Raw genomic sequence first — 25,045 nt, forward strand, 5'->3', positions numbered from 1 at the left:
TTCATCTGCGATCGCGCGCCTGACGCACAGGATTCGCTACGCGGGGAGTTCGGCGAACCTTCCACGTCAGTGGGCCTTCGGAGGAATGGGGACGGGTGACGACTTCAATCGAGGGGCCGGCTGGTCGGCCCCCGGGCTGGACCAGCGGGCGGGTCTCTATCCGCTGCGCGTGGAGGCGCACATCTTCGCCGTGGTCGATCGCCTGGCTCCCGGCGTGACCTCGGTCGTCCGCTTCGCGCGCTACTACGCCCTGTACGCCGCGCTCGCGGCGCATGCCCAGCGGAAGGACCTCGACGCCGATGCGTGCCGGCGGCTGCTCCGCCGCAGTGAGGTGCTGATGGCCGCCGCATCGATCGCGGAGGAACGCGCGGGCGATGGCCCGGCGTCGGCGCACGGTGTGGACAGGATCGAGGTGCTCGACGACGGCATCAATGTCGCCACCGCGGCGGACGAAGGGCAACTCAAAAGCTCCTACTCCCCTCGCTTGTGGGGGTTCTGGGAGGACTATCGAGGCCCGAGCTCCAGCCTCGACACCGTCATCACCGAGGGCGGCGTCTTGCGGCCGGGAAGGCATGAGTGCCCGACCTCCGTCATCCAGTTCTTCGAGCCGCTGTTCGAGGCCGTCTTCGAGAATGTCGTCTCCACGGACCGGCTGGGTGAGCTGCGACCGTTCGCGGTGCAATCCGCGACGTTCCCCGAAGGACCATGGCTTCGCGGCCCGTTCACCGCCACGGACGGCGACGGGACTCACGACCCCGACGCCTGGCAGCCGGACGATCGGCGGCGGCGGTCGGCGCTGCGCATGATCGGCCGCACGACAGAGCTCTACGGCGACCGCGCCGACCTCAGCTGGGAGGAGGTCGTACGACGGGCGGTGGCCTTCGGGGACAGGCCGGAGACCGACCCGCTGCTCCGCGATATCCCCGAGATCCTCAGCTGGCGCGGTCTGCTGCTGCGCCACTACTCGGTCAACGCGTGGCGCCGTCTGTGGGCCGGTCTGGTCCGCTCCATCGGCCGCGATGAGGAAGGCGACAGTACCAGGGACGACCTGCGCTCCTGGCTGGCCGATCCGATGGACGACGTACCGCTGCGGGAGTTCATGAGCGGCCTGCCCGCAACCACGGCGAGCGGTCATCCGGCCGCCGCCGAACGCCAGGTGCTCGAGGACGGTGATTCTGAGGATCAGCGGACCAACGTGGCGTTGCTGCTGGTCGGCGCGCGACGCGCGCGGGAACTGACTGGTGAGGCCCGCACCGTGTTCCTCGGCAAGCCGGAAATCCTCAACCCGGAGTGGGTGATGCGCCGCGCCGAGGACTTCCAGGACCGACCAATGCGGGACTTCGCGGTACAGCTCGTCGAGGACATGCTGGCGCAGGCGCAACGGGTCGCGTTGGCCAAGATGCGGCCGGATAAATCGGGCCGGCTTCGTGTGTTCTCGCGGGTGCACGAGCGCAACGGCCGGTTCTACAAGACCAGTGACGAGGGTTCCGGCGACCTCGGCCTGCGGATCAGCCAGCTCGCCGACTTCGCCTGGCAGTTCGGCCTGATCGACATCACCGAGGAGGGTGTGGCGTCGATGACGGACACCGGACACAGGCTACTGGAGCTGGGATCGTGACCACACACGAGACCTTCGCCTCGCCTCTCAGCCTCCTCGGCGAGTGGCAGGCCCGTGCGGACGAGGCCCCGCTGCGCGAGCTCCTACTGCTCGGCTTCACGGTCGACCTGCCGTTCCTGGAAAAGGTCGCCATCCCGATGGCACGGGCGATGGGCGCGCGCATCACCGTCGTAGGCGATGTCGCGATGGGACAGTACGACCCGATCGACGTCCGCATGGCCGGGCGCGCGTACTTCCACGGCCACGCCGCGTGCCACGGCGCGTTCCACCCCAAGCTCGCCGTCCTCATCGGCGAGTACGACGTCATCGCGGCCGTCGGCTCTGGTAACCCGACGATGGCGGGCTGGGGCTACAACGACGAACTCTGGACGGTGCTGCGCGGCCAGGACACCGGGGTACCGGCCGCGATCCCGGAGATCGCCCGGTGGCTGCGGGATCTCGACGGCCCCGTCGCGGTCCCGGCGTACGTCACCGCGCTGCTGCGCGAGATCGGCGACCACCTGACCGCGCTCCCCGTCGCCCCGGGGCAGCAGGACGACGTACGGGTCCTGCACAACCTGCGCACCCCGCTCCTCGAGCAACTGCCCGAAGGCCCCGTGGACGAGCTGTGCCTGTACGCACCGTTCGTGGACGTGACCGGCGACGCCCTCAGACGGATCGTCGAGCGCTTCGACCCGGCCCGCGTCGTCCTCGGCGTCCAGGAGCGCTGGACGAGTTACGAGGGCGACGCCATCGTGCGCGCGCTTGCCGGGCGCGACGCCGAGCTCCGCCGCCTCGTCGAGAAGGTGCCCCGGCACGGCAAGCTGCTGGAGTGGAGCGTCGGCGGAGCGCGTCACGCACTCACCGGCAGCGCGAACCTGACCCGCCCCGCGATGCTCGCGACGACCGCCGCCGACGGCAACTGCGAACTGGCCGTCCTGGCCCCCACCGCCGACTCGCTCCTGCCCGAGGGGACTACGGTCGTGTCGGTCGACTGGCTACGGAACCGCCGGACGGTACGGCCGACCGCGAGCGGGCCCACGTTGTTCCTGCTCGGCGCCCTGCTGACCAGCGAGGGCCTGCATGTCACCCTCGCCCGGCCGTACGAGACGGACGTCCTCATCGAGACGTCCCCGGACGGTTCGCCGGGCTCCTGGCAGCCCATCGGCACGATCCCCGCCGGGCAGACCGATCGTCTCTTCGCCGTTCCCGAACTCGCCGGGACCGTCGTACGGGCGAGGGTCACCGGCGAGCAGGGCCCGGCCATATCGCCGGCGGTCTTCGCCGCGCAGCCGATCCGCGCAGGTCACCGCCCAGAGGCGGACGACCGGCCGCGCCTGTCCCGCGCGTACGCCGAAGAGGAGATCTTCACCGACGAGGAGATGGCCCGGCGCTTCCGCCTCGACATGATGCGGCTCGTTGAGCAGCTCCCCCGGCGCCGAACCGTCCCGAGCGCCGCGTCCCGCTCCGAGTCGGCCGACTCGTCGGCTGTGCCGGACCGCTGGGCCGCCTACCTCGACGAGTGCGAGCGCACGATCGGTCAGCCGCTCACCAGCAAGGCCTTCGGCCGGCTCGTCGTCGGAATCCCCAGCGCCCTGGCCCCGCTCGCCTGGGGCGTCGACGTCACCGCCCCCTCCGACGAACCGGAGGAGGAAACGGCCGAAGAGGTGGCAGCCGTCGTACCTCTGCCCGCCTCCGAGCGCGAGAACTGGCGGCGATGGATCTCCCGCGCCGTCGACCGAGCGGCTCCCCGCGCCGAGGAGGACACACCGGCGCTGATCGTACGGATCCTGATCGCCCGGCTCTTTGTACGGCTGCTCGGACATGGTCTCTGGGATCTCGACGACGAATCCTGGCGGCGCGATCTCGCCCGCATCACACAGCGGTTGAAGCCCACGGAAGCCGATGACGCGCCGGAAGAGTCGCTCGAGCACGTCGCGGTGCTCACCGCGGTCTGCATGGGACTGCTCCTCAGCGGAGCGAGCCTCGCCGGAGGCGCTCCCGAGGACATCACGGCCGCACAGACGTGGCCGGGGGTACGCACCGTCGCGGCCCGGGCCGACGCCGACCTCGCCGACGACCTGCTCATCCCGCCGATCCTGCCGCGCGCCCGCGTACTGAGCCGGTCGGAGCTGGAGAACCTCATCGACCTCGCCGGCAGCGACCCCGCCGCGCCCATCCTGGCCGAACTCCGAGCGGAGGGCTGGGACCTGGACGGCGACGACGGCTACTACTGGGTGACGGGAGCGTTCAGCAACCCCATCCCTGTGGCCGCCCGCGTCGCCACCCTGCTCGGCGACTACACGGAGACCGCCGTCGTGTACGCGTTCGCGAACGGCCGCCGGGCCCTCGTCGCCTGGCGCCGCCCCGACCTGATCCTCGCCTCCGCCCCGGCCGGAAACGCCTGGCGCGTCTACCGCGTCACCGCGCCGGCGACCCCCGAGTCACGCCTGGCCGGAAGCGAGGGCATCACCAGTGTCGGCCTCGTCGGCAGGCCGGTGTCGCTGCGCCTGCCTCCCCCGGAGCCCGTGCGACGCCTCCTCGCCGACGCGGGACTCGACCCGACACGCGCCGCCCGCATGGTCGCCAACGGACCCGGCGAACAGTAGGCCGGACGTGGTGGGCCGCCGTCACGACGCGGAAGCTGCTATGAGCCGTTCGGCGAACAGGCAGGATAGTTGGATCACTCGCTGTGCGGCGAGCGGATCCTGCTCGGCGAATGCGAATCGGCGCCAGAGCTCTCTGGTTCCGATGAACCGTTGCGCCTGGGCGGTCCCGAGCTCCGCGTCAAGATGGAGCAGCGCGCCGATGTGACAGCGCACAGCTTCCCGCTCCGCCGTCACTTGCTCGTAAACGCGAATGGCTTACCAGCGGCTAGGTCCCAGACCCGCACCGTCTTCTTGCCGCTGTGGCTGACGGCGATGCTCTTGCCACTCACCTGGGCAGCCACGACCGTATTGACCTCACTGGTGTGACCGGCGAGAGGGTCGCCGATCTGTTTTCCGGCGGCTAGGTCCCAGACCCGCACCGTCTTGTCGTCGCCTCCAGTGACAGCGATGGTCTTGCCGTTCAGTTGGCCTATAGCGACAGCCGAGACACTGCCGGTATGACCGGTGAGAGAGGCGCCGATCTGTTTTCCGGCGGCCAGGTCCCAGACCCGCACCGTCTTATCGTCGCCTCCAGTGACAGCGATGATCTTGCCGTTCAGCCGACCCACCGCCACGGCTCTGACGTTGCCGGTGTGACCCCTGAGAGGAGCACCCAACTGATGTTGGGTCGCAAAATCCCACACCCGCACCGTTTTATCGGCTCCACCGACGAGGATTTCCTTGCCGTTCAGTTGGCCGATCACCGCATCCTGGAGACGCCTCCCATTGGGCGTATTGGGGCCTGCAACGCCAACGGTGACGTATTGTTGGTCCACCATATCCCATACCATCATCGAATCGTCAGAGGAAATACTGCCGGTTGCGACGACCGGCCCCCCGCTAAGTTCACCGATGGCCATCCAGGCCACGGCGTAACCGGGATTGAATGTCCTCCCGATCGGTCTACGTGTCACCAAATCCCAGACGCGAAGGCCATCCTCAGTGCAGCAGACCACCACCGGCTTGGCTTTCAGAACTGCCATTGTCAGCGAACGAATAACCGCCATGACTGTATGACTGACTCCGGCGATCACGATCTCCGTAGGAGAATCGATCTGTTTTCCGGTGGCCAGGTCCCAGACCCGCAAATTCAGGGCCTGGCTGCTGCCACCACCACCGCTTCCGGTGACGGCGATAGTCCTTCCGTTCAGTTGCCCTACCGCTACCGCAGTGGTGTCGTCAGGGACGGGAAGGACACCGTCCAGCTCTTGTTCCCTCCACAACAAGGCAAAGGCGGTGCCACCACCGACCGTCGCCGTGGCGGCTGCTGCCGTTATCAGGAGACGCCGACGAGTCATTCGAGGTCGCGGCGAAGCCGGGTTCAGCGGCGGACTACCGCTGCGCGGGCGACCGTCCGACCGCTCCGTCTTCGCAGTTGGATGGCGATCTATCGACCCGGTGTCCTTTGCGGGAGCATGGCCAGTGGGCGAGTCGTTCAGCTCGTAGTTCCGAAAGTTCGCATCAACCTCGGTAACCATGGCCGTCGATGGATTAGCTGGCGAGATATCCGTACGTTGAGGCGAATGACTGAGGAGGGCGCGAAGGGAGGCAGCAATTTCGGCTGCGTCGGAGGGCCGTTGATCGGGCTCTTTGGCCAGCAACTCTGCCACCAGTTGATCAAGTTCGGCAGGGACTCCTGGACGGAGGCAGGAGACGCGAGGAGGGGCTGCAGTCAGATGCTGGTTCATTAGCGCGCGAGGAGGGCCTGTGAAGGGCGGTTGGCCGGTCAGCAGCGCTTGCAGGGTGCAGCCCAGAGAGTAGAGATCGGCGCGGTGATCTATGGGTTTTCCGTCGAACTGTTCGGGGGCCATGTATGCGGCGGTGCCCAACCATTTCCCGGTCGCCGTGAGGCCGCCAGTGGCATCAGCATACTGACAGATCCCGAAATCACAAATCTTCACACCACCCGCCGCGAGGCGCATCAAATTAGCCGGTTTGATATCCCGGTGCACGACCCCCTTGCGGTGGGCGTGATGCAAGGCATCAGCGACTTGCGCCATCGCATTCACAGCCATTTCTATCTGAAGCGCTCCCGAGCGTGCGGTCAGCAGTGTTTTGAAGTCGACGCCTTCAAGCAACTCCATGACGAAAAAGGGATGTGCACGGTCGCCGATCCGGTGTTCGCCGATGTCATGAACCACGGTGATGCCCGGGTGCTGCAGGCCGGCCGCTACACGCGCCTCTCGCCGCAACCGGGCTATCGACGTCGGATCTGCGTCTAGTTCCGCCAGTACGATCTTGATGGCGACTCTGCGATCGAGGTCCTGGTCGGCCGCCGACCAGACCTCCCCCATACCGCCCTGACCAAGCCGGGTCATCAGCCGATACCGATCCCCAAGCATCGTTCCAGGTTGCACCCCGCCGCCCTTCCAGTGCGCTACAGCCACAACTCCCAGCGGGTCACCGTCTGGGAGCCACTGTGTATGCATCACGACACCCCGCGATAAGAACAGACCTCCCGTGAAGTTATTCGGTTCCACTCTCAGACCGCGGGAGCATGCGCATATTGATGCTGGCATCTCCTGTCTCCTGTAGATCGCTAACACACCCAATGCGGTGCCTGGGCTGGTCAGGCATCGTGCACGGGCTCTCCAGCCGTTCCTGGTCGTAGCCGGCACGCCACGGCGGTACGGGGCTACCTGTCCTTGAGCGCTTCGGCGGATCCGGGTCACGTCCACGCAGATGGTGGCCGCAACCTACTCCGCCGCCGTGAGGTACGCGCCACGGCTGAACGAGCGGAGGCTGGCATCGACCGCTCTGTGCACCCCGGGAGCGCAAGCGAAACCTGATCGGCCGCCTGCGGCTCCGTTGGCGGCCGAAGGCCGACAAGGGCGACAGACGATCGTTTATCCTGCTGGCCATCGGCGGTCGGTCAGGCAGGCGGGGGATCGCATGCGGCGCGCTGCGCGGGACGAGATGACGCGCACCATCCGGGAACAGCCCGGCCTGTTACGGCGGCTGTCCGCGACCGGGCTGCTCGCCGTTTTGGCATCGTCCGCGCTGAGTCCCGTTCTGGCCGCAGCGTTGAGCGGCGCATCGGTGGCCGAGGCGATCGCCGGCATTGCGGGCGGTGTCGGTAGCGGCTACCTGACCAACCTCGTCGCGGACGTCGCGGCACGTGTGCGCGGCGGCGGATCGTCCGATGTCAGCGAGGCCAGAGAACTACTGACCGCCGAGCTGCGGACCGCCCTGGACAAGGACGACGCCGTGGCGGACGAGCTGAACGCTTCGCTCGTCTCCCTCATCTGCCAGATCGCCGACCTTGAGGCAGCGACCGAGGACCTTCGCCGTCATCTGCTGGCGCGTTTCGAGGAACTGGAAGCGCGTACCCGGGAACGTACGGCCGAGCAACAGCGGCGAGATCAGCACCTGCACGCCGCGCATCGCCGCCACGACCGGCAGGTCCAGGAGCAGCTTCACGAAATCCTCGATCGGCTCCGCCTGCTCACCCGCGACACCGACGGGCGTGCCGAACCGCCGACTCGCCCGATCGTCACCCCGATGGTCGTGCCGTCGGTCGCTTACCCGGGCACGCGCGAGACCGCATGGGAGGGCGGCGCCGAGCTCGTCGTCGGGAACAACGTCTACCTGCTGCACGATGTTCTGCTCGACGAGTGCACACGCCACGATGGCACGGTGTCGCGGCAGGCACGGGCGCTGCGGACCATACCGAGCAACGGCCCGGACCGTTACGTCTGGCTGCGGCAGGTCCGGGTACGTCCGGACGTTGCTGAGGCACGTCGTGCGCTTCGGGCGCTGGATCGCGAGCGGAAGCTCCTGACCCGGCTCGGCGAACCACACCTCAGCCAGTACGTGTCGGACGGGCACACGGCCACCATCGCCGTGGCCTGGCCGGTGTCCCGGCAGCACGGGCCCGCTGAGCTGCTCTCACCATCCAACCCGCCGGGGCTCTTCTCCCTGGCCGGCGGCCTGGCCGGGTTGTGCGACACACTGGCGCGGCTGCACGGGCTGGGTGCGACGCATCGTCTCGTGATGCCGGATCGGATCGTCGTCCACGATGACGGCCGGCTGTCGTTTCTCGATCTGGGCTTGGCGGGGCACGACCCCACACCCGGTGAAGGCCCAGCCGACTACCGGGCATCGGAACAGCTGCGCCGCGGCACCGTCCGGCCTGGCCCGTGCACCGACGTCTATCAGCTCGCTGCGCTCGCCTATCACCTGGTGACCGGGCACCCTCCCCACCCGAGGACGCCACTACCCATAGGAGGCCAGGCCCCAGGTCTTCCCGCAGTCGCCGGTGCGGCGATCGACGCCGCGCTGAGCGCCGATCCCGGCGCACGGCCCGCAACCCCTTCGCTCGGTGCCGCGCTTCGGGCGGCCCGCGACCAGCTCTGAGGCATGCATGGACGTCGTTGATCTGCCCAGCCCGCTCGTCCTCGTCCCCGGTTCGACGCTGGAATCGTCCCTCCGCCGGGCACGCGACAGGGCGTGGCTGCCCGCCAGTGCCGAGGATCTGGTCAGTGAACTGAACACTCGACCGGACGGCATCCCCGCGACGCTGGACGAGCCGAGAACCAACGGCGGGGACAGGAGCCTGCTCGTTTACGGCCGGACCTATGTGGCCCGGTTGTTCCCGTCGAAGCGTGGCGACGCCTACCTGATCGCGTCGGTCTTCCCCCTGCGGATCAACCACCACAAGAACCTGGCCAAGTGCCATCTCATGCTCCGCCCACCCGGCTGGCGGCTCGCGTACGAACTCCGCCGGGTACCCGAGGGAATGAACGCCCACTGGCCGACCATCACCCGCGCGTGGCAGGACCGGCAGGCCGAGCAGGCCGCCCGCCAAGGCGCGCCCCCGCTGAACGACGAGCGGTCCGCCTACATCGCGACGCTGAGCGCCTTGGTCGACGAAGAGCAGCGGATACGGACGGATGCGGCACCGCAGTTGTATCCGTACCGGGCGGTGGCGCCGACCGGCGAGCAGCGCTACCGCGCGAACGCCGTCTACGATTTCGACCTTGCCGGCGGCCGGGCGCCGGAGGAGCGGACTTTCGTCCAGATCCATGGGCAGTCGGACCTGCGTGGCCAGGTGACCCGCGTCACCGGCCGCCGCGCCACCGTTCGCTTCCACCAGGCGGTCGACTGGGATCGTGTCCAGGGCCAGGGTGAGCTGGAGGAGACGCCGAGCAGCACCGTGTACGACAAGCAGCGGGAGGCGATCGCGCTGCTTCGGGACGGACAGGCGCGCAACACCGGCATTCTGCCCGCTCTCGTCGACCACCGCGTTCGGCCGATCCCCGCAGCTCGCGACGAACCCTCAGATCACCTTGATGAGGACCAGACCGCCGCGTTCCGGAAGGCGCTGCACGTCCCGGACGTGCTGCTGGTGCTCGGCCCACCGGGAACCGGCAAGACACGTACGATCAGTCAGATCGCCGACGGCTGCGCGGAGCGCGGCGAACGCGTCCTGGTTACCTCGAACAGTCACCGCGCGGTCGACAACGTGCTGCCCAAGTTGCCGCGGAACCTCGTCGCGGTGCGCGTCGGCGCCGAAGGCAGCGTGACCAGCGACGGCCAGGCCTACCTGTTGGAACGCCAAGCGTCCGATCTGGTGCAGCAGGTGCTCGCGAACACCTCCCCCGCCATCGCCGCCTACGCTGAGCTTCCGCACGCCGAACGCTGGGCGGCGGAGCTCGACGCGTGGCTCGTACGGCAGGCGGCCGCGGCCGGAGAGGAGGAGAGCGCCGAGGCGGCCCTGCAGTCCGCCTGCCGGGCCGCCGGTGGCCCGCTGCGGGATCGCGTCGACGGTCTCGCAGCCGAGCTGGCCGGGTGCGAACGCGAGATCGCTCGCGCCCGAGAGCAGGTCGAACGATGGATCGTGCGGCGGGACCTCGCCGGAGCGCGCGCCGGGCTGCCCGTACTCGGCCGGTTCTTCGAGATCCTGCGGCGGCGGCGCGAGCGGCGGGTGACGGCCGGGCGGCAGCGGGAGCTCGAGGTGGCCGAGGCGGCCGCGCGTACGCGCGCCGAATTGTCCGGCGCCGAACGGCAGCTCGACGCCGCCACCCGCGACGATCCGGCCGTGCGGAAAGCGCGGGCGGTGCTCGAGGAGAGTGTCTCGCGGCACGGCCGGTGCCGGGAGGAAGCCGTCGCCGCCGCACGCGCCGTCCATCAAGCCGTACGCCCGGTCCCCGGCGTGGTGGCTCCTCCAGAGGAGCCCGGCGAACTGCAGGAATGGCTGGGCACCTGGCTGCCCGTCCTGTCGGCGCGCGGCCGTCTCCTCGCCGAATGGCACGAGAAGATCTCCGTCGAGACCGACCAGCTGTATCCCGAGCTGATCCGGTATGCCGACGTCGTCGCCGCGACCTGCATCGGCGCAGCGTCCCGGCCCGAGTTGGCGGAGGTCGACTTCGACGTCGCCGTCGTCGACGAGGCCGGCCAGATCGGCACCAACACCGCGCTCGTCCCGCTCGTCCGGGCCCGGCGCGCCGTGCTGGTCGGGGACCACAAGCAGCTCCCACCCTTCCTGGACAGCGACGTTGAGGAATGGGCCGCGTCGGACGGCGATCCTCGTGTCCGTGACCTGCTCGCCAAGAGCATCCTGGAGCTGCTGTGGGACGGTCTTCCCGACAGCCACCGGGTGCTGCTGTCCCGGCAGCGGCGGATGCCCGCCACGATCGCCGACTTCATCTCGGCGGAGTTCTACGATGGCCGGCTTCGCACCGGCGTACGGCGCGAGCACCGCGACCCGCTGTTCGGCAGCCCGATGACGTTCATCGACACCTCCGGCCTGCCCGCGATGCAACGGCGGGAACAGCGCTTCGGCCTCGACCACGGGAACCTGGCCGGTTACACGAACCCGGCCGAAGCCGAGATCATCGCCTTGCTGGCAGCGCTCTACCACCGGTTGAAGATCGAATGGGCGGCCATCCTGCCGTACAAGGCGCAGGTCAAAGAGGTACGTGCCCGCGTCGACCGGCTGACCGGCCGAGAGGCCGACACTCTTCTCAACATCGGGACCGTCGACGCCTTTCAGGGCGGCGAACGCGACGTCATCCTGCACGGCTTCACCCGCAGCAACGACCGCGGCAACGTCGGCTTCCTCTCCGAACTCCGCCGCGCCAACGTCGCCTTCACCCGGGCTCGGCAGCAACTGGTCATGGTCGGCAACCTGCGGACACTCACCGGTGCCCACGACCCGGGCTTCCGCGCGCTGGCCCGCTCACTGCACGAGTATCTGCGAGCCCACGGCGAGATCCGCCCGTACGCCGAGATCCGCACCCTCCTGGAAGACGCATGAACGACCGCCTGATCCGGTACAGCGAAGACCGTGCCCTGGAACACGCCGCGTACGCGCTGGGCAGGACGCCAACACGTATCGTGAAGCTGCTGCTTCCGGTGCACCGCGTCGAGATTCAGGCAACGGTGACCGAGGCCCGTCCGTACGCGCTGATCGACCGTTACCTCGAACACGGCATCGTCGAGGGCCGCCTGCAGTCCGTCGCGGAGCTCGCCGACTTCTTCTTTCTCGACCCGAACCTAGTGGACCGGGCGATCCGCTTCCTCGCCGCAATCGGCCATGTGCGGGAGACCGGCGGTGTCCTGTCGCTGACCGATCTCGGCTACCAGTCGGTCCGCGACAACAAGCGGTACGAGGTGGTGCAGCAGGATCGCCGCGCACTGTACTTCGACGGTTTCGGCTCCCGCCCGCTCAGCCGCCGCTACTACGGCTCCGGCCGCGTCACGTTCCTCTCCCTCTCCGATCACCATGGCTGGTTCACGCCCGTGTCGAGCTTGCGATCCTTCCGGCCGGCAGCGCTCACCGACCTCGCGCGCGATCCGAAACGGGACCGCTACAACCTCCCGGGTCGTGTCGACGACCTGCGAATGCTGAGAGCTGAAGAGGTCTTCCTGCCGGCGTACGTCGTCCGCACCCTCGGGTCGGAACGCGACCGCTATGTCGTCTACACGCAGATCGGCGACGAGGACGATACCGAGATGACCGGGCTGTACGCGGGTACACCCGAGGTGGCGTCGCTGGTGGAACTGGAGGAGAACGCCAGCGATGGCGGCCTGAACCTCCCTCGCGCCCAGGAGTGGCTGGCGAAGACGGACCTGGGCGAGTTCGAACCGACCCGGCGCGCCGACGGCACCTGGCAGCTCGTCCTGCCCCCCAGGGCTTTCGCCCGGACCGCCGAAAAGAACAACGGCCTGTGGGCGACGAAGGTGGGCTCCTTCGTCGTACTCGGCAGCGACCTGATCCACGTCTGGTGCTCCGACGAGAAGCTCCGGACCGATGCGCTGCTGAGGCGCATGGACAGGCTTCTCGCCCACCGGTCGCGCATCAGCGCGACCGACGTCGAGGTCCACCTGTCCCGGCTCGCGCGCCAGCTCCAGCTGGGTCCGATCGACATACCGACCGTTCGCCACATGGCCGCCAGCGCCGGCCTCCACGGTCTCGCGGCCCAGCTCTCTGAGCTCTTTTAGACCTATACGTCACCGTCCGTATGCTTACGAACCCGAGCGCGGCCCGATGACTCCATAACGCTTGGAACAGCACGAACCTCACATGACGCCGCCACGCCAGGTGGTCGCCTACGCGCCATCGGAACACGCCCACACGCGAGCGAAAGCAAACTATAGAACCAATAGCACTCAGCGTGCTATCGTTCCTGCATGACATACGAGATCAGCTCAGCGAACTACAAGAAGCTCGCCCTCGCCGCCAGAGGCGCCGGAGTGAGCGTCGATGAGATGCTCGAGCGCATCCTCGACGTCTGGCTAGCCCAGGACGAAGTCCCGGAGGCGCGGCAGAGCACGGACGGTGACCAGATCCGCGTCTACGCGATCTACAAGAGCACACGGGTCGAGGCCTTGTTCGACCGCAAAACCGAGGGAATGACGGGAACGACCGCTCCCATCGACGGCAAGAAGTTCGGCTCGTCCAGCGGCGCCGCCCGCGCGGTCGTCGAAGCGCTGAACCCGAGGGTCAACAGCAACCGCAGCGGGCCGAGGTTCTGGCGAGTGGCCGCGACCGGGAAGGAACTGGCCACCGTACTTCCGTAGTTGACGGCCGCGGATTCATGTCCAGCACGAGCGCGGCGCTTCGGCTACGACCGAGGTGGCTCTTCGACCCAGCCGAGGCAGGGAGCTAAGCCGGGCCGACCCGACCCGACAGGCGCGCTTGCGAACACGTACGGCGAGCATCTCAACGGGGATGGTTGACGATGACGACTGCGGCAAGAGGCCGCCTGCCGGAGAGAGGCGCCGCGCTCGTGAAGGCGATCTCGGGGCTGGCGATCGGGTCGACCGCCGTCGGTATCGGCGGGTTGTTCCTGACGAACATCGCCGCGATAGCGATCGTGCTGATCCTCGCAGCATGCTGGGTGCTCGCCGACGCGGGCCGTGCCGAACGACTCGCACTCATCATCCGCGCCATACACGGCGCCCCCTCTGAATCGATATCGAAGGAGGGTGCTCCCGCCCAAGTCTCGCCGACGACTCCACCGCGGGCCGTCGACGGCCATTGGCGGGTGCTGACGAATGCCCTGCGGCGCGATGACCGCCAGGCATAGCGACGGAATCTCCGCCGTCCGCGTCTGAGCAGCGTGAACATCGACACAGAGGGTCGACAGGGAGCCCCGCCATCGCGCCCTCCGGCAGGTCGAGGCCGACTGGTCATCAGGAGGTCGGCGCGCGGGGAGGTCCGCTTCCGCTGTCACAGGATTCGGAGGATGCACTAACGCCACTTATGTCGGATATCGGGCGTACGGTGCGATCATGGCGCTCTCCGACATCACGCGCGAAGCAGTCCTCGCCGCGATTGCCGAGTTCGACCGCCTGGGACGGGACGCCTTCCTGGACAAGTACGGCTTCTCGCGCGCCCGACGCTACATGCTCCAGTACGACGGACGGCTCTACGATTCCAAGGCCATCGCCGGTGCCGCCCACGGCCACCTGCCCGACCGGGCCCCGCTCACGGTCAACGACCTCTCCGGCGGCATCCGTCACGCGGTCACCGCTCTGGAGCGGCTGGGCTTCGAGGTGATCGGCGAACCCACCGCCCCGCGAACGGGCGACGAGATCGTGCGGGCGATCGGGAGACTCCGACGCGCTCCGGTCAACGGCAAGCCGATGCTGAAGCAGGCCGTCGTCCTGCTGTGGGCGATCGGCCGCGCCCGCGCCGGAGAAGACCGCCTCGCGGGTTGGGCGGAGACCGTCGCGGCGCTGACCCCGTTGCTGGAGGAGTTTCGCCGGGACGGCGAACGCCGCCAGGGCCGGCCGGACTACCCGATCGCCGCCTTGTGCCACGCCGGGCTCTGGGAGCTGCCCGGCCACACCGACGTCCCGCGCGCCCACGGCGACGCCGCCTTGAAGGCTTGGTTCGCCGAGCACTCACCCGAAGGCGGCCCGTCGGCGTCGCTGTACGCGCTCGCCCGCGAATCGGGCGTGGCGAGAATCCGCTTCATCGAGGCCATCGCCGCGCGGTTCTTCGACGACTTCGACGAGAGTGACCTTCTCGCCGCTGTCGGCCTCTACGACGAAGACGTCGCGACCGACGAGCCTCCGCGCCGTGAGGCTTCCGACCGGGAGACGGCGCCGAGGCACGCCACCGCGGACCCCAAAGCCGATTACACCCGACTGTGTGAGTCAGTCGCGCGCTCGGAGGCGCGCACGCGCGGACGGCGTCGCTCAAGCAACACCGAAGACCCGATCCGGCTCGCCACCGCACGCCGCGCAGTCCTGATCCGCAGTGAAGGTCGCTGCGAGAATCCCGAATGCGGCCGCCCGGCCCCGGACGTCAACGATCGCGGAGAGCCGGTTCTAGAGGTCGATCATGTCGACCAGCTCACCGACGGCGGCCGCGACCACCCGATCCAGATGATCGCGCTATGCCCCGACTGCCATGCGGTCAAGACACGAGGCCGCGCTCGCCACCGGCTCATCCCCTTGCTGGCGCGGACAGCACGCGATCTGCACGACCGGTGGGACACCGCCGAGGCGTGATCGCCCGGCAAGCGAGTATTCACGCCGGGCGTCGCATCTGCGAGCACCATCGACGCCCCCTGCGGATGGCTCGGATTGCGCAATCGATCCTGCGCGCATCCCGCGCGTTCGCCTGCCGGAATCGGCCGGATTCGCTTGGATGATGCGCATGATCCGCGCTCCAGCGTTCTCCCAGGATGACCTGCTCGACCTGGCGGGTGACCGATCGTTCGCGAGGGCTCAGGGCTACCTCGACGCGGTCGCCGGCCTGGAGGCCACCGAGGGCGGCGTCACCGCCACCGTGTACGGCAGCGACGACTACGAGGTCATTCTGACCGTCGATGCCGACGGGGAACTGTCCGGCGAGTGCGACTGTCCGTACGGGGAGGACGGCAACTTCTGCAATCACTGCGTCGCGGTCGGCCTGGTCGTCCTGGAACGCGGGCTGGACCTGCGACAGGCAGGAGCCCACGCCGCCGACCGTGGCCAGAGGCTGGACGCCTGGCTGGAGGCCCTACCCCGCGAGCGGCTGCTCGCGCTCCTGCGGGAACAGATCGACCAAGATCGGAATCTGCGCCGCCGCCTGGAGGTACGGGCAGCGGCCGAGCAGGCGGACGCCGACCTCGACATCGCATCGTTGCGCAGCCAGATCAGGGCACTGCTCGATATAACGCCGTTCGGCCGGTACGGCTATGTCGAGTACGCGGGCGCCCCCGGCTATGCGGCGCAAGTCGAAGAGGTGGCGGCCGTACTGCGGTCGCTGACCACCGCCGGTAAGGCGTCCCACGCGGTAACGCTCGCCCGGCAGGCCATCGCGCTCCTGTGCGAGGTCTACGAACAGGTCGACGACTCCGACGGAGTGGTCGGCGCGGCCTCCGACACGCTGGAGGTGGCACACCAGGAGGCCTGTGCGGCCTCCGACATCGACCCGGTCGAAACCGCCGAGTGGCTGGCAGACCACATGCTCGGCGACTGGTCGAACCTGCCGGAGATCGACCTCCGCGGCTACTGGCCGATGCTGGGCGACGCGGGCCGGGCCAGATTCACCGAACGGGTCGCCGAGGCGTCACAGGGCCCATCCGACTGGACTGCGAAGTACCTCAAGCAGGAGATCGCCCGCGTCGAAGGAAACGTGGACGCGCTGGTCGCCGAACTCGCGGCCAACCTTGACTCGTTCGGCGGGACGCATCTGAGGATCGTTCAAGAGCTTGACCGCGCGGGGCGCGCAGCCGAGGCCTTGGAGTGGGCCGAACGCGGGCTGCGCGACACGTCCCGGCGTCCGCACGTCGACCCGCTCGCGGACTATGTCGTCGACCGGTACCAGCGGTCCGCTCGGCACGCCGACGCGGTCGCCGTACGGCGGGAACGGTTCAGCGCGGCTCCAACGCTCGAGGGCTACCGGAAGCTGCGCGACGCGGCGAGCACGGCCGACTGCTGGGACGCGGAGCGCACGGCGGCCCTGGAACGGCTAGAGCAGCGTACGCCGCCGGACGACGCCGACCTCCACTACGACGGGTCCGTCCTGGTCGACGTGCTCATCGACGAAGGGGACATCGACGCCGCCTGGCCGGCCGCCGAGGGACGGGCGAGCGAGCGGCAGTGGCTGGCCCTCGCCGACCTCGTACGTGACGAACGCCCGGCCGACGCGCTGAAGGTGTACCGGCGGGCCATCGAACCACGCACCCGCCGCACCGGGGACGGCAACTACTACGAGATCGCACGGCTCCTTCTCCTGGCCCGCGACTGCCATCGCCGACTGGGCACCGAGGAGGGGTTCGCCGCGTACCTCGCCGCCCTGCGCACCGCACAGAAGCGCAAGCGCAACCTGATGAAGATCCTCGATCAGCGCGGCCTGTGACCGGCGACGGTCATGGAGTCTGCACGGGCGCGCTGATCCCCTCGAGATCGTTGCCCCACTTGGCCGGCTGACGCCGGCGCGGCCGTATTCCATAGGAGCCCGCTTTAAGCCAGAAGTGAGTTTTCCCTGACGACGACCTCGGGCTGAACTTGAACTTCCAGCTGCCCGACCGTTGATTCCGTCCTGAAATCAACAGTAACCGAAGTTGAGCCAGAACCAGAGTCGATTCGGAGTAGCTCCGCCCCTTCCCGGAATATATCAAGCAGCAGCCGTTGGTTGTGATGCAGTTGAAGCCGGACGGATCCGCCCGGAGAGTCGTACGATAGAGTGATTACCTGGCCATCATCGCAAGGAATGCGCACGACACGCGTTGCCGTGTCCGGTTCGGCGGGCTCCGGCTCGACTCCTAGTGCATAAAGAACCTCTTCGTCCGTCGGCACAATGAACTCGCGAATTACCATCATCCACCCCTAGGTATGATCGTTGTCAATCGAGGCCCGTTTTCCGTGATTTGCCAGGCCGTCTCGACCTTAAGAAACCCGCCGGGACCCGCGAGGACCCCTTCCCTGATCTGGAAGTCACCGTACTGGTTCGAATATGACCTAACTATATTCGAGTCCGAGGACACCTGCTGGTTGAAGAAGTCGGACAGGACCTGACGACCCTCTGGTGTGTCATGGATGCCGATGCGGTTCAGCTGAGCCAGATTCTGCGCCGACCTCGGAGCGTTATGAGAACCTTTAACGACTCGACCGAACATATAATCATACTTGCCATCATCAACAATGGCGCGGCCGGGCCCTAGACCGGAGCCGGTTCCGATCTCGTCAGTGATGGCCTTGCCTGCCGTGGCCTCGAAGTCAGCCGCGATGGGTTCGATCTTGGGAGTTTCCGCCGCGGCGGCCACCGCTTCGGCGACTACACCTTCTGTGACGGCGGCGCCGACCTCGCGGCCGACCGCGGACGCGCCCGCGGCGGCGATCCGGTTGAAGACCCCGCGGAGCCGTGTGATGACGCCCTCGCTGCCCGCGCTGAGCAAGACGAGCACTTCCTGCGAGCTCACGATCAGATTGATCTTGTTCTGGGTGGCCCAGGTGACGTTCGCGTAGCGATCGCAGGCGTCACCGAGGGCGTTGCACAGCTTGATGAGACCGCCCAGCAGGCTGTGCCCGTCACCGGCTTGGTAGACCTTGTGCCAGTACCGCTGGATGGCAGCGAAGTCCTGCGTCTTGCTGGAATCTGCCAGTTGGCCGATGCTCCAGTTCAGCCACTCGGCGATCTTGTTCACCTCGTTCGCCGCGGCGTACCACTTGCCGGCGGCGTTTTCGAGGTTGTTCGGGTGCGCGGCCGGCCAGCACCCGACCAGCAAGGTGGCCAGAAGCCGGTTGGCACCGAGGTAGGGACCCGTCGCCGCCGGGCCAATGGCACTTTGTGGTTGTGCCAGCGACATGTCCGGGTAGACCTCGTTGGGGCCCAGAAGAGCCGATGCGCCGCCGCTCGCATCGGCGCGCGAATGATGATCGGCGGCCAGATGGTTATTGGCCGTTTGTGTGAGGCCGAGCGACGCGCCACCGATGACGACGATCGCCTGCCGGAACGCCTTCCATGCGGCCTGTACGGCCGGGGCGTACTTGGCGTTGAAGACATTGGCGGCCTTGTCGTTGCCCGCCATGCCGTGGTTTCCGTCCAGACCGCCGAGCAGGCGCATCCACGTGTCGACGAGGTCGTGCTGCCCCACTGCGAAGTTCTTCGCGGCGCCGTCCACCATCGCCGGGGAGACATCGACGCGACGTGGAGCCACCATTGGCGGACGCCACGGTTGTTTCGGCTGCCAGGGAAGGGGGCCGCTGCCGGTCACACGACGTCCCACATCGTGACGTTCGTATCCAGGGAAACGTGGTAGTGAGCGTGCGCAGTCGTGATCACTTTCCGAAGCGCTGCCAGCTGTTCGGCCATGTCGTGAGCGGCGGCCTTCCATTCTCCGTGAGCGGTCCGGTACGCACGGGCGGCGTCGCCATCCCACCGGACCAGCGACGCCTGAAGGTCACGGTCCAGATCGGCCAGCGCTCGCCGTACCGCCTCCAACACCTGCCCGAAGCCGGCAGCGGCCTTCTCCATGGCCGCGAGCTCAGCCACGATCCGATCTCCCATGAACCTCAGCTCACGAATCAACGCACGTATCGATCCCCGTCATCCAGCGGTCCGCCCGATCGGAGACTCGCCGCTAAGAGTTACATGATCTCATGTATCGGTCAGAGAGGGCGTCGTCATCTGATCAGTGCCTTTAGCTGGTCATTCCGAGCCAGGCAACCGCAATGTCGAACATATTGTCAACGCAGCCGTCGGCCCGACCACGTGTTTCGATCCGGCGGTCGATCGCGGCAAGGCCGAGGCCTCGGCTCGGGCCGTCACGCATCACTCGAGGTCATATGTCGCTGCCAGCTCAAGGACACCCGGGCAACCGCACTCGTGAACTCACGCGTCGAACCGCGTCACGGGGTCTCCACCAAGCCGATCGGGAGGTCGCAGCGGATCACGCGTGGCGGTCGTCGGTTTCTTCGAGCATCCGGTGCGCGTCTTCGACGTATTTCCCGATAAGCCTGCGCAGCTCGGTGAGCTCGGCATCGCGGCGCGGATGACCGACGACCGGAAGTTCGAGCGCCCTCCGAAGCTCGGCGAGCTCCCGCTCGTACTCGCTGGTCACAACTGACCGGCCGCGAGGCCACCGATAGCGGCGCGGTTCGCGTTGCCGCCGGCACCGTTCGGTTGCCTTGGTCCGCCGCCCTGGCTCATCGGCCGGCGTACGTCATCGGCGATCGTATCCGACGTCTCCGCTGCGAAGATCGCAGTTACGGTACGGCCGGTGTGGTCGCCGTGCCAGCCCCAGCTGTCGGCGAGGAGCGCGATGGTATGCAGACCGCGCCCGGACTCGTCGAATTCATCGGCGTCCGTGACCACCGGCTCGGCCGCGCCGCCGTCGTCCGTGACCGACACGGCGGTACAGCCCGCCGCGTGGCGAACGTCCACTGTGAAGGATCTGCCCCGCCCCGACACGGTGTGCCGCAATGCGTTCGCCACCAGCTCGCCGACCGCGAGCAGCACCTCGTCGAGACGCGGCCGGTCCGGCAGCAGGGAGGTGACGAACTCCCGAGCCGCGTGAGCCTGGTCTGGTCGGCCCGGAAAGGTTCGCCGCCAGTACATGGCGGGCACGGTCGCGGCCGGCTGGGGAAGCGTGGGAAACATGAGCACCTCACGAGAAGTCATCGACGGCGAACCGTTCCAAGCGGGTCGCCGGAATGCTCCTCAGCTCACCCCGAGCACATCGAGCGCCTCATACGGTCGGGCACGACAAGCGATCGAAACCGCACTTCGCACGCGTGGCTTCGGAACAGCGCGCCAAGGCACGATCCACGCTGAAACGCCCTGGATCCGAACGTTCGCGCAGCGCACGGTCCGCTTCCCCGCCCGGGAGCGACATGCACCGATTCCGGAGCGTATTCGGAAGGCACGTGCTGTAATCGAATGTCGACAACCCCCTGATCGACGGCCCCGGGAGGTCGACGATGACCAGCCCCTTCGTCCGCCGCCGGCGGCTCGCCGCGGAGCTGCGCGCACTCCGGGAAGAGCGTGACATGACCGCCGATCAGCTGGCCTGCTTAATCCACCAGTCGCGCATGAAGATCTCGAAGCTGGAGAACGCCCACATCCGACCAGACCTCGCCGACGTCATGAAGATCCTCGACGTGCTCGGCGTGACCGGCGAGAAGTGGCACGAGATCGTCCGCATCGCCCGCGACGCCGCCGAACGCGGCTGGTGGGATTCGTACGGCGACGCTATGGGCGACCGCCAGCGGCTGTACGCCGACATCGAGTCCGGCGCGAAGACCATCCGCGAGTACCAGCCCGGTGCCATGCCCGGCATCCTGCAGACCCCGGACTACACCTGGGCGCTGATCGAGCACGCCAGGGCCGAAGGCCCCATCACTTACATCCCCGAACGCCTCGTCGAAGCCAGACGCCAGCGCCAGCGCACCGTTCTTCGCCAAAGAGGCCCCGAGTACGAGGTCATCCTCGACGAGGTCGGCCTCCGCCGCTTTAGCGTTCCTCCCGACGTCATGTACGCCCAGCTCCACCACGTCATCAAGATCGCCGAAACCCAGCCACGCGTCACCGTACGAGTCTTCCCTTTGGTCACCGGCATGACCGACTCACTCACGCCTAGCGGATCATTCTCTGTCTTCACGTTCCCAGACCCGACCGATCCGATGATGGCGGCCGTGCAGACTATCTCCGCCGAACTCTTCTACACGGAACCCAACGAGGTGGCGAAATATGTGCGTCGCTACGACTACGTACAGAACGCAGCGCTGTCAGAGGTACGGAGCCTCACCTTTCTAAGCGACCTTGCCGACCGGATCGTTGACGAGTAGGACTCCGTACATGGACACGAATGAGACGGACTGGCGCAAGTCGAGCCGCAGCGAGCCCAACTCGTCCTGCGTCGAGGTCGCAAGCGCCACCAGAGGAACGCAAGGACGCACCGCAGCACCAACTGATCACTCAAAGATGTAGGGGCGGGTTGGCAACATCAGCGCCGACCCGTCAGCTACAGATTATGGATCCGCTGTGGCCCCTTGAGCAGCATCGTTGCGGTATGAAGGTCAGCAAGGCGCGCTGCCAGCGTCTTTTCGGCGAGGCGCTGGGGAAGAGCAGCACCGAACTTGAGCCCGGTAAGTGCCTTCTCATCCGGTTCGGGCAAAGAGAGGCGGTCGGTGGCGTCCTCCAACGCGGCATGCCACATATCAACGGTGAGGTCGGAGCGGAGCCGTAGCCATTCGTCACTCACCTGCTGTTTGGCGTCGGCTACGGCCGACAGGCTGGTGCGCAGTGTCATGTTGGCCCGGTAGCCAGCCCAGGTCCACCATCGGATATCGCCTGTCGGTGCCCGCGTGATCACTGTGCCGCCGGGATGGACGGTATGGAGAAGGTTCTCGCGTGCATCGTCGAGTGCGTCGACCGCCCGTCGGGTGAGCCGTATAGGCGGATCCGTGCCGAGAAGTACATCTCGGATCGCCGACATCAGGTGGTAGGACGACCCACTGAAACCTCCGGAGTTCCATCGGGCCCGGCCGCCGCCGTCGGCTGGTTCGACGAAGCAGCGGCGGCGCCGCCAGTCGATCCAGGTGACTCGCCAGTTCCTCCCGGCGAGCAGTAGCAACCGGGGACCTTCCTCTCGGTCTGCCAGCAGCGACGGATCGGTTCGACCGATCTCGGCACGCCCATGGAGCACGGTGAATTCGGGCGGCGAGGTGAAGACGCTGGTGATCTCCATGAAGTGACGGTGACCGAAGGCCTTCTCCGCTGATGGCCCGATGAACAGCATCCCGCCATCGGAGTCCAGGAAACCGCTCGATACCAAGTGCGTGAGGATCGGTTCTGCAGAGCCGAACGGGCCGAGCCCGGACCACCATTCCCGCCAGGTACGGGATCCGACCCGCCCTTCCTGGAGGCACAGCGCCAAGAGCTGCTGGGCGACGATGTGACGGGGCTCGGGCGGGGCGGCCACCGGTTCGACGAAGTGCCGGCCCCAGAGCGTGAGCAGCCCTGTCGCCCCGAGTAGGCCGTCCTCGTCCAGCGCCAGGAAAAGGCAGTTACGAGACGTCCCGGGGCGCCGCCCCGTACGACCGATACGTTGCAGGAAGGAGGCCACGGTGGGCGGAGCGTTGATCTGGATGACCCGGTCAAGGTCACCGACATCGATACCCAGCTCGAGCGTGGACGTAGCGACGATCACACAGTCCCGGGCCTCGGAGAACGCTTGCTCGGCCTGCCTGCGTTCTTCGACGGACAGCGACGCGTGGGACAGGAACGTTGTGATCCCGCGAGCGCGTAGTGCCGCACCAAGGTGCTCGACGATGCGGCGGGAGTCGCAGAACACCAGACGCTTCTCCCCACCGTGCAGTGCGGAAATGATCTTGGCGGCATTCTCGACCGACCCGACGTAGTCGAGCTCGACGTCCCCGGGTGGAGGGCCGGACGAGGGCTTGGCGACATCGGGCGAGATTACGTGAGCGGGGCGCACATCGGCGCTTGATCCTTGCAACCACCGCAGAAGATCGGAGGGGTTGCCGACCGTTGCGGACAGCCCGACGCGCTGGATTGGGCGGCCGATCAGGCGTGTGAGCCGTTCCAACACGGCGAGTAGGTGCCAGCCTCGATCGTCGCCAGCGAAGGCGTGCACCTCGTCCACCACGATGGCACGCACTCCCGCAAAGAACACGTGGTGCTCGAGCTTGGTGCTGACCAGCATCGATTCCAGCGACTCGGGCGTAGTCAGCAGGACATCGGGCGGATCCCGCCGAATTGCGTCTCGCGCGGATCCGGACACGTCGCCATGCCAGAGCGCTACCCGGCGGCCCAGCCATCCGGCGTAGGACTCCAGGCGGGGCAACAGGTTGTTGAGCAGGGCCTTGATCGGGCACACGTAGATCAGGGAAACACCAGACCATTTTTGGTCGGCCATGGCCGACAGCAGCGGGAACATCGCCGCCTCGGTCTTGCCGCCCGCGGTGGGGGCGAGCAGGACGGCGTCCGAACCGGCCAGCAACGGCCCGATGGCCTCGTCCTGCAGCGGGCGAAGTGACCGCCAGCCGAGGGTGTTGACGATGTGGTGTGCCAGCGTCGGATGCAAGCCGGTCACAGATCGAGCTCCACCTCGTCGGCCGAGGCTGCGTTGCGCTCGACCTCGCTCAGCTCGGAGGCGTGCACAGTGAGCCCGTAGTGCTGCCGGGGGTCGAAATCGTCGAACTGGTCGACCCGGTCGAGCACGTCGACCAGTTTGCGCAGGTAAAGCCGTGGGGCGATGCCGACCTGGCCTCCGAGCCGTCCGGCAACGGCCTGTGCCAGCTCGGTGATGTAACCGTCGTCGACCGTGCGGCGGGAAGCATCGGCGATGTAGAGGTCCCTGACTCGCCGCCCCAGCTCCCCCAGTGAGTCCAGGCTGAAGCCAGGCAGCCGGATCTGAATTGCCCGGGGATTGTCGAAGCGGGCGTCGTCCAGGAAGTCGGTGGACAGCCGTTGCGCCAGTGGGGCGAGCCGCTGCACCCCCTGCGGACCGTCATAGAACGCAGGCGTACCTGTGATCAGCAGATAGAGACCGGGAAAACGACCGGAGTGCACCTCGTCGATGAGCTGCCGCAGCGAGTTGAGTGCCTTGTCGCGTGCGTCTGACCGGACACGTTGCAGCGTTTCGACCTCATCCAGTACCAGCACCAGGCCTGGATGCCCTGAGTCGCGCAGCACGGTCAGCAGGCCCTGCAGGAATCCCAGCGCACCGAAATGGTCAAGGTCCCCGCGGACTCCGGCGGCCCGGCGTGCTGCCGCAGCGACGTTCGGCTGCCCCCCGAGCCAGGCGAGGATGGCTTCCGCGGTGCCCAGGTCCCCGGCGGCAAGTGCGTTCCGGTAGCCGCGCAGCGCGGCGGCGAAGGTCGGCGCGGATCGGCTGACCTCGGCGAGTCGACGGGCGAGCAGCTCCTCCACGGCACCCTCAAGTGCCGAACCGTCCAGGGCGGGATCCGCAGCGAGGGCGTCCTCCTCCAGCACGTAGAACCATGCATCGACTACCGAACGTAGCGCTGAGGGCGGGTAGCTCGCCGTGGACAGCCGCTCGGTGAGGCGCCGGTAGACGGTCTCGAGTTTGTGCAGCGGGGTCTCGTTCTCCGACACTTGGACTTCGGCGGTGGCCATCCCGCGGCGTTTGGCCTGTTCGGCGAGCCAGCGGGTGAAGAAGGTCTTTCCGGAGCCGTACTCCCCACGGACGGCCTTGAACACCGATCCACCTTCGCTGACGGTGTCCAGCTCGGCCTCGATGGCGGAGGTGAAGCGGTCCAACCCGACCGCCAGCAGGTCCAGGCCCGCCTGCGGGACGGCCCCGTGCCGGAGAGCGTCGATCACCTCTCGACGTCGTACCGCGCTCACCGGCCCCGCACCGATCGACAC

19 protein-coding genes are annotated in these 25,045 nt (G+C 67.6%); 12 read left to right on the forward strand and 7 right to left on the reverse strand.

What is annotated here, in order from left to right; genetic code table 11:
• The first annotated feature begins 85 nt into the window (after nucleotides 1-85).
• Nucleotides 86-1,618, forward strand: a complete 1,533-nt coding sequence (locus tag ACYVF7_RS54970; protein WP_460355852.1) for a hypothetical protein — start codon at nucleotides 86-88, stop codon at nucleotides 1,616-1,618.
• Nucleotides 1,615-4,206, forward strand: a complete 2,592-nt coding sequence (locus tag ACYVF7_RS54975; RefSeq protein WP_460355853.1) for a phospholipase D-like domain-containing protein — start codon at nucleotides 1,615-1,617, stop codon at nucleotides 4,204-4,206. The genes ACYVF7_RS54970 and ACYVF7_RS54975 overlap by 4 nt, the downstream gene beginning before the upstream one ends.
• Nucleotides 4,207-4,227: 21 nt before the next feature.
• Here the strand turns inward: ACYVF7_RS54975 and ACYVF7_RS54980 are convergent, their stop codons facing one another.
• Entirely contained in the window at nucleotides 4,228-4,440 is a 213-nt protein-coding gene (locus tag ACYVF7_RS54980; protein ID WP_460355856.1) for a DUF6000 family protein, read from the reverse strand.
• Nucleotides 4,437-6,587, reverse strand: coding sequence for a WD40 repeat domain-containing serine/threonine protein kinase (locus ACYVF7_RS54985; RefSeq protein WP_460355858.1), 2,151 nt, complete (start codon nucleotides 6,585-6,587; stop codon nucleotides 4,437-4,439). Before ACYVF7_RS54985 ends, ACYVF7_RS54980 begins: the two co-directional genes overlap by 4 nt.
• 550 nt (nucleotides 6,588-7,137) lie before the next feature.
• On the opposite strand from ACYVF7_RS54985, the gene ACYVF7_RS54990 reads away from it, so the two are divergent.
• The 7 genes from ACYVF7_RS54990 (at nucleotide 7,138) to ACYVF7_RS55020 (ending at nucleotide 17,047) form a co-directional block, all read left to right on the forward strand.
• On the forward strand, nucleotides 7,138-8,601 hold the full coding sequence (locus tag ACYVF7_RS54990) for a protein kinase family protein (protein WP_460355859.1): 1,464 nt from the start codon (nucleotides 7,138-7,140) through the stop codon (nucleotides 8,599-8,601).
• A gap of 7 nt (nucleotides 8,602-8,608) precedes the next feature.
• Nucleotides 8,609-11,503 (forward strand): DEAD/DEAH box helicase, encoded by a 2,895-nt coding sequence (locus ACYVF7_RS54995; protein WP_460355862.1) that lies wholly within the window; start codon nucleotides 8,609-8,611, stop codon nucleotides 11,501-11,503.
• Nucleotides 11,500-12,690, forward strand: a complete 1,191-nt coding sequence (locus ACYVF7_RS55000; RefSeq protein WP_460355864.1) for a hypothetical protein — start codon at nucleotides 11,500-11,502, stop codon at nucleotides 12,688-12,690. Before ACYVF7_RS54995 ends, ACYVF7_RS55000 begins: the two co-directional genes overlap by 4 nt.
• Nucleotides 12,691-12,879: 189 nt before the next feature.
• Nucleotides 12,880-13,269, forward strand: a complete 390-nt coding sequence (locus ACYVF7_RS55005) for a hypothetical protein (protein ID WP_460355865.1) — start codon at nucleotides 12,880-12,882, stop codon at nucleotides 13,267-13,269.
• 209 nt (nucleotides 13,270-13,478) lie between these two features.
• Nucleotides 13,479-13,778: a hypothetical protein gene (locus tag ACYVF7_RS55010; RefSeq protein ID WP_460355867.1), complete on the forward strand. Its 300-nt coding sequence runs from the start codon at nucleotides 13,479-13,481 to the stop codon at nucleotides 13,776-13,778.
• Between the two features lie 205 nt (nucleotides 13,779-13,983).
• Nucleotides 13,984-15,210 carry an HNH endonuclease gene (locus tag ACYVF7_RS55015; protein ID WP_460355870.1) on the forward strand — a complete coding sequence of 409 codons (1,227 nt, stop codon included), beginning with the start codon at nucleotides 13,984-13,986 and terminating at the stop codon, nucleotides 15,208-15,210.
• Between the two features lie 148 nt (nucleotides 15,211-15,358).
• Complete coding sequence (locus ACYVF7_RS55020; protein WP_460355873.1) at nucleotides 15,359-17,047, forward strand: SWIM zinc finger family protein; 1,689 nt, start codon at nucleotides 15,359-15,361, stop codon at nucleotides 17,045-17,047.
• Between the two features lie 460 nt (nucleotides 17,048-17,507).
• Here ACYVF7_RS55020 and ACYVF7_RS55025 read toward each other — a convergent pair whose 3' ends face one another.
• On the reverse strand, nucleotides 17,508-18,851 hold the full coding sequence (locus ACYVF7_RS55025; RefSeq protein WP_460355875.1) for a WXG100-like domain-containing protein: 1,344 nt from the start codon (nucleotides 18,849-18,851) through the stop codon (nucleotides 17,508-17,510).
• A 50-nt stretch (nucleotides 18,852-18,901) separates the two neighbouring features.
• Entirely contained in the window at nucleotides 18,902-19,183 is a 282-nt protein-coding gene (locus ACYVF7_RS55030) for a WXG100 family type VII secretion target (protein WP_460355878.1), read from the reverse strand.
• 403 nt (nucleotides 19,184-19,586) lie between these two features.
• Between ACYVF7_RS55030 and ACYVF7_RS55035 the strand changes: the two genes are divergently transcribed.
• Complete coding sequence (locus tag ACYVF7_RS55035; protein ID WP_460355880.1) at nucleotides 19,587-19,757, forward strand: hypothetical protein; 171 nt, start codon at nucleotides 19,587-19,589, stop codon at nucleotides 19,755-19,757.
• Here the strand turns inward: ACYVF7_RS55035 and ACYVF7_RS55040 are convergent.
• Complete coding sequence (locus tag ACYVF7_RS55040; protein WP_460355881.1) at nucleotides 19,748-20,311, reverse strand: ATP-binding protein; 564 nt, start codon at nucleotides 20,309-20,311, stop codon at nucleotides 19,748-19,750. The genes ACYVF7_RS55035 and ACYVF7_RS55040 overlap by 10 nt on opposite strands.
• Before the next feature lie 299 nt (nucleotides 20,312-20,610).
• Here ACYVF7_RS55040 and ACYVF7_RS55045 point away from each other — a divergent pair, with 299 nt between their 5' ends.
• Both ACYVF7_RS55045 and ACYVF7_RS55050 read left to right on the forward strand, forming a co-directional pair.
• Nucleotides 20,611-21,477, forward strand: coding sequence for a helix-turn-helix domain-containing protein (locus tag ACYVF7_RS55045; RefSeq protein ID WP_460355882.1), 867 nt, complete (start codon nucleotides 20,611-20,613; stop codon nucleotides 21,475-21,477).
• Nucleotides 21,478-21,487: 10 nt separating this feature from the next.
• Nucleotides 21,488-21,619, forward strand: a complete 132-nt coding sequence (locus tag ACYVF7_RS55050; protein ID WP_460355885.1) for a DUF397 domain-containing protein — start codon at nucleotides 21,488-21,490, stop codon at nucleotides 21,617-21,619.
• A 34-nt stretch (nucleotides 21,620-21,653) separates the two neighbouring features.
• On the opposite strand, the gene ACYVF7_RS55055 is transcribed toward ACYVF7_RS55050, so the two are convergent.
• A complete protein-coding gene (locus ACYVF7_RS55055) occupies nucleotides 21,654-23,747 on the reverse strand; it encodes a DEAD/DEAH box helicase (protein ID WP_460355888.1) in 2,094 nt (697 codons plus the stop codon).
• Nucleotides 23,744-25,045 (reverse strand): BREX system ATP-binding protein BrxD, encoded by a 1,302-nt coding sequence (brxD, locus tag ACYVF7_RS55060; protein WP_460355891.1) that lies wholly within the window; start codon nucleotides 25,043-25,045, stop codon nucleotides 23,744-23,746. Before brxD ends, ACYVF7_RS55055 begins: the two co-directional genes overlap by 4 nt.

The sequence above is a fragment of the Actinoallomurus acanthiterrae genome, assembly GCF_054775715.1.

Excerpts from the sequence above, each read along its gene's own strand:
- ACYVF7_RS54970 (WP_460355852.1), top strand. The coding sequence starts at position 86 with ATGGGGACGGGTGACGACTTCAATCGAGGGGCCGGCTGGTCGGCCCCC.
- ACYVF7_RS54985 (WP_460355858.1), bottom strand. The coding sequence starts at position 6,587 with ATGCTTGGGGATCGGTATCGGCTGATGACCCGGCTTGGTCAGGGCGGT.
- ACYVF7_RS54990 (WP_460355859.1), top strand. The coding sequence starts at position 7,138 with ATGCGGCGCGCTGCGCGGGACGAGATGACGCGCACCATCCGGGAACAG.
- ACYVF7_RS54995 (WP_460355862.1), top strand. The coding sequence starts at position 8,609 with ATGGACGTCGTTGATCTGCCCAGCCCGCTCGTCCTCGTCCCCGGTTCG.
- ACYVF7_RS55000 (WP_460355864.1), top strand. The coding sequence starts at position 11,500 with ATGAACGACCGCCTGATCCGGTACAGCGAAGACCGTGCCCTGGAACAC.
- ACYVF7_RS55005 (WP_460355865.1), top strand. The coding sequence starts at position 12,880 with ATGACATACGAGATCAGCTCAGCGAACTACAAGAAGCTCGCCCTCGCC.
- ACYVF7_RS55015 (WP_460355870.1), top strand. The coding sequence starts at position 13,984 with ATGGCGCTCTCCGACATCACGCGCGAAGCAGTCCTCGCCGCGATTGCC.
- ACYVF7_RS55020 (WP_460355873.1), top strand. The coding sequence starts at position 15,359 with ATGATCCGCGCTCCAGCGTTCTCCCAGGATGACCTGCTCGACCTGGCG.
- ACYVF7_RS55025 (WP_460355875.1), bottom strand. The coding sequence starts at position 18,851 with ATGGTGGCTCCACGTCGCGTCGATGTCTCCCCGGCGATGGTGGACGGC.
- ACYVF7_RS55040 (WP_460355881.1), bottom strand. The coding sequence starts at position 20,311 with ATGACTTCTCGTGAGGTGCTCATGTTTCCCACGCTTCCCCAGCCGGCC.
- ACYVF7_RS55045 (WP_460355882.1), top strand. The coding sequence starts at position 20,611 with ATGACCAGCCCCTTCGTCCGCCGCCGGCGGCTCGCCGCGGAGCTGCGC.
- ACYVF7_RS55050 (WP_460355885.1), top strand. The coding sequence starts at position 21,488 with ATGGACACGAATGAGACGGACTGGCGCAAGTCGAGCCGCAGCGAGCCC.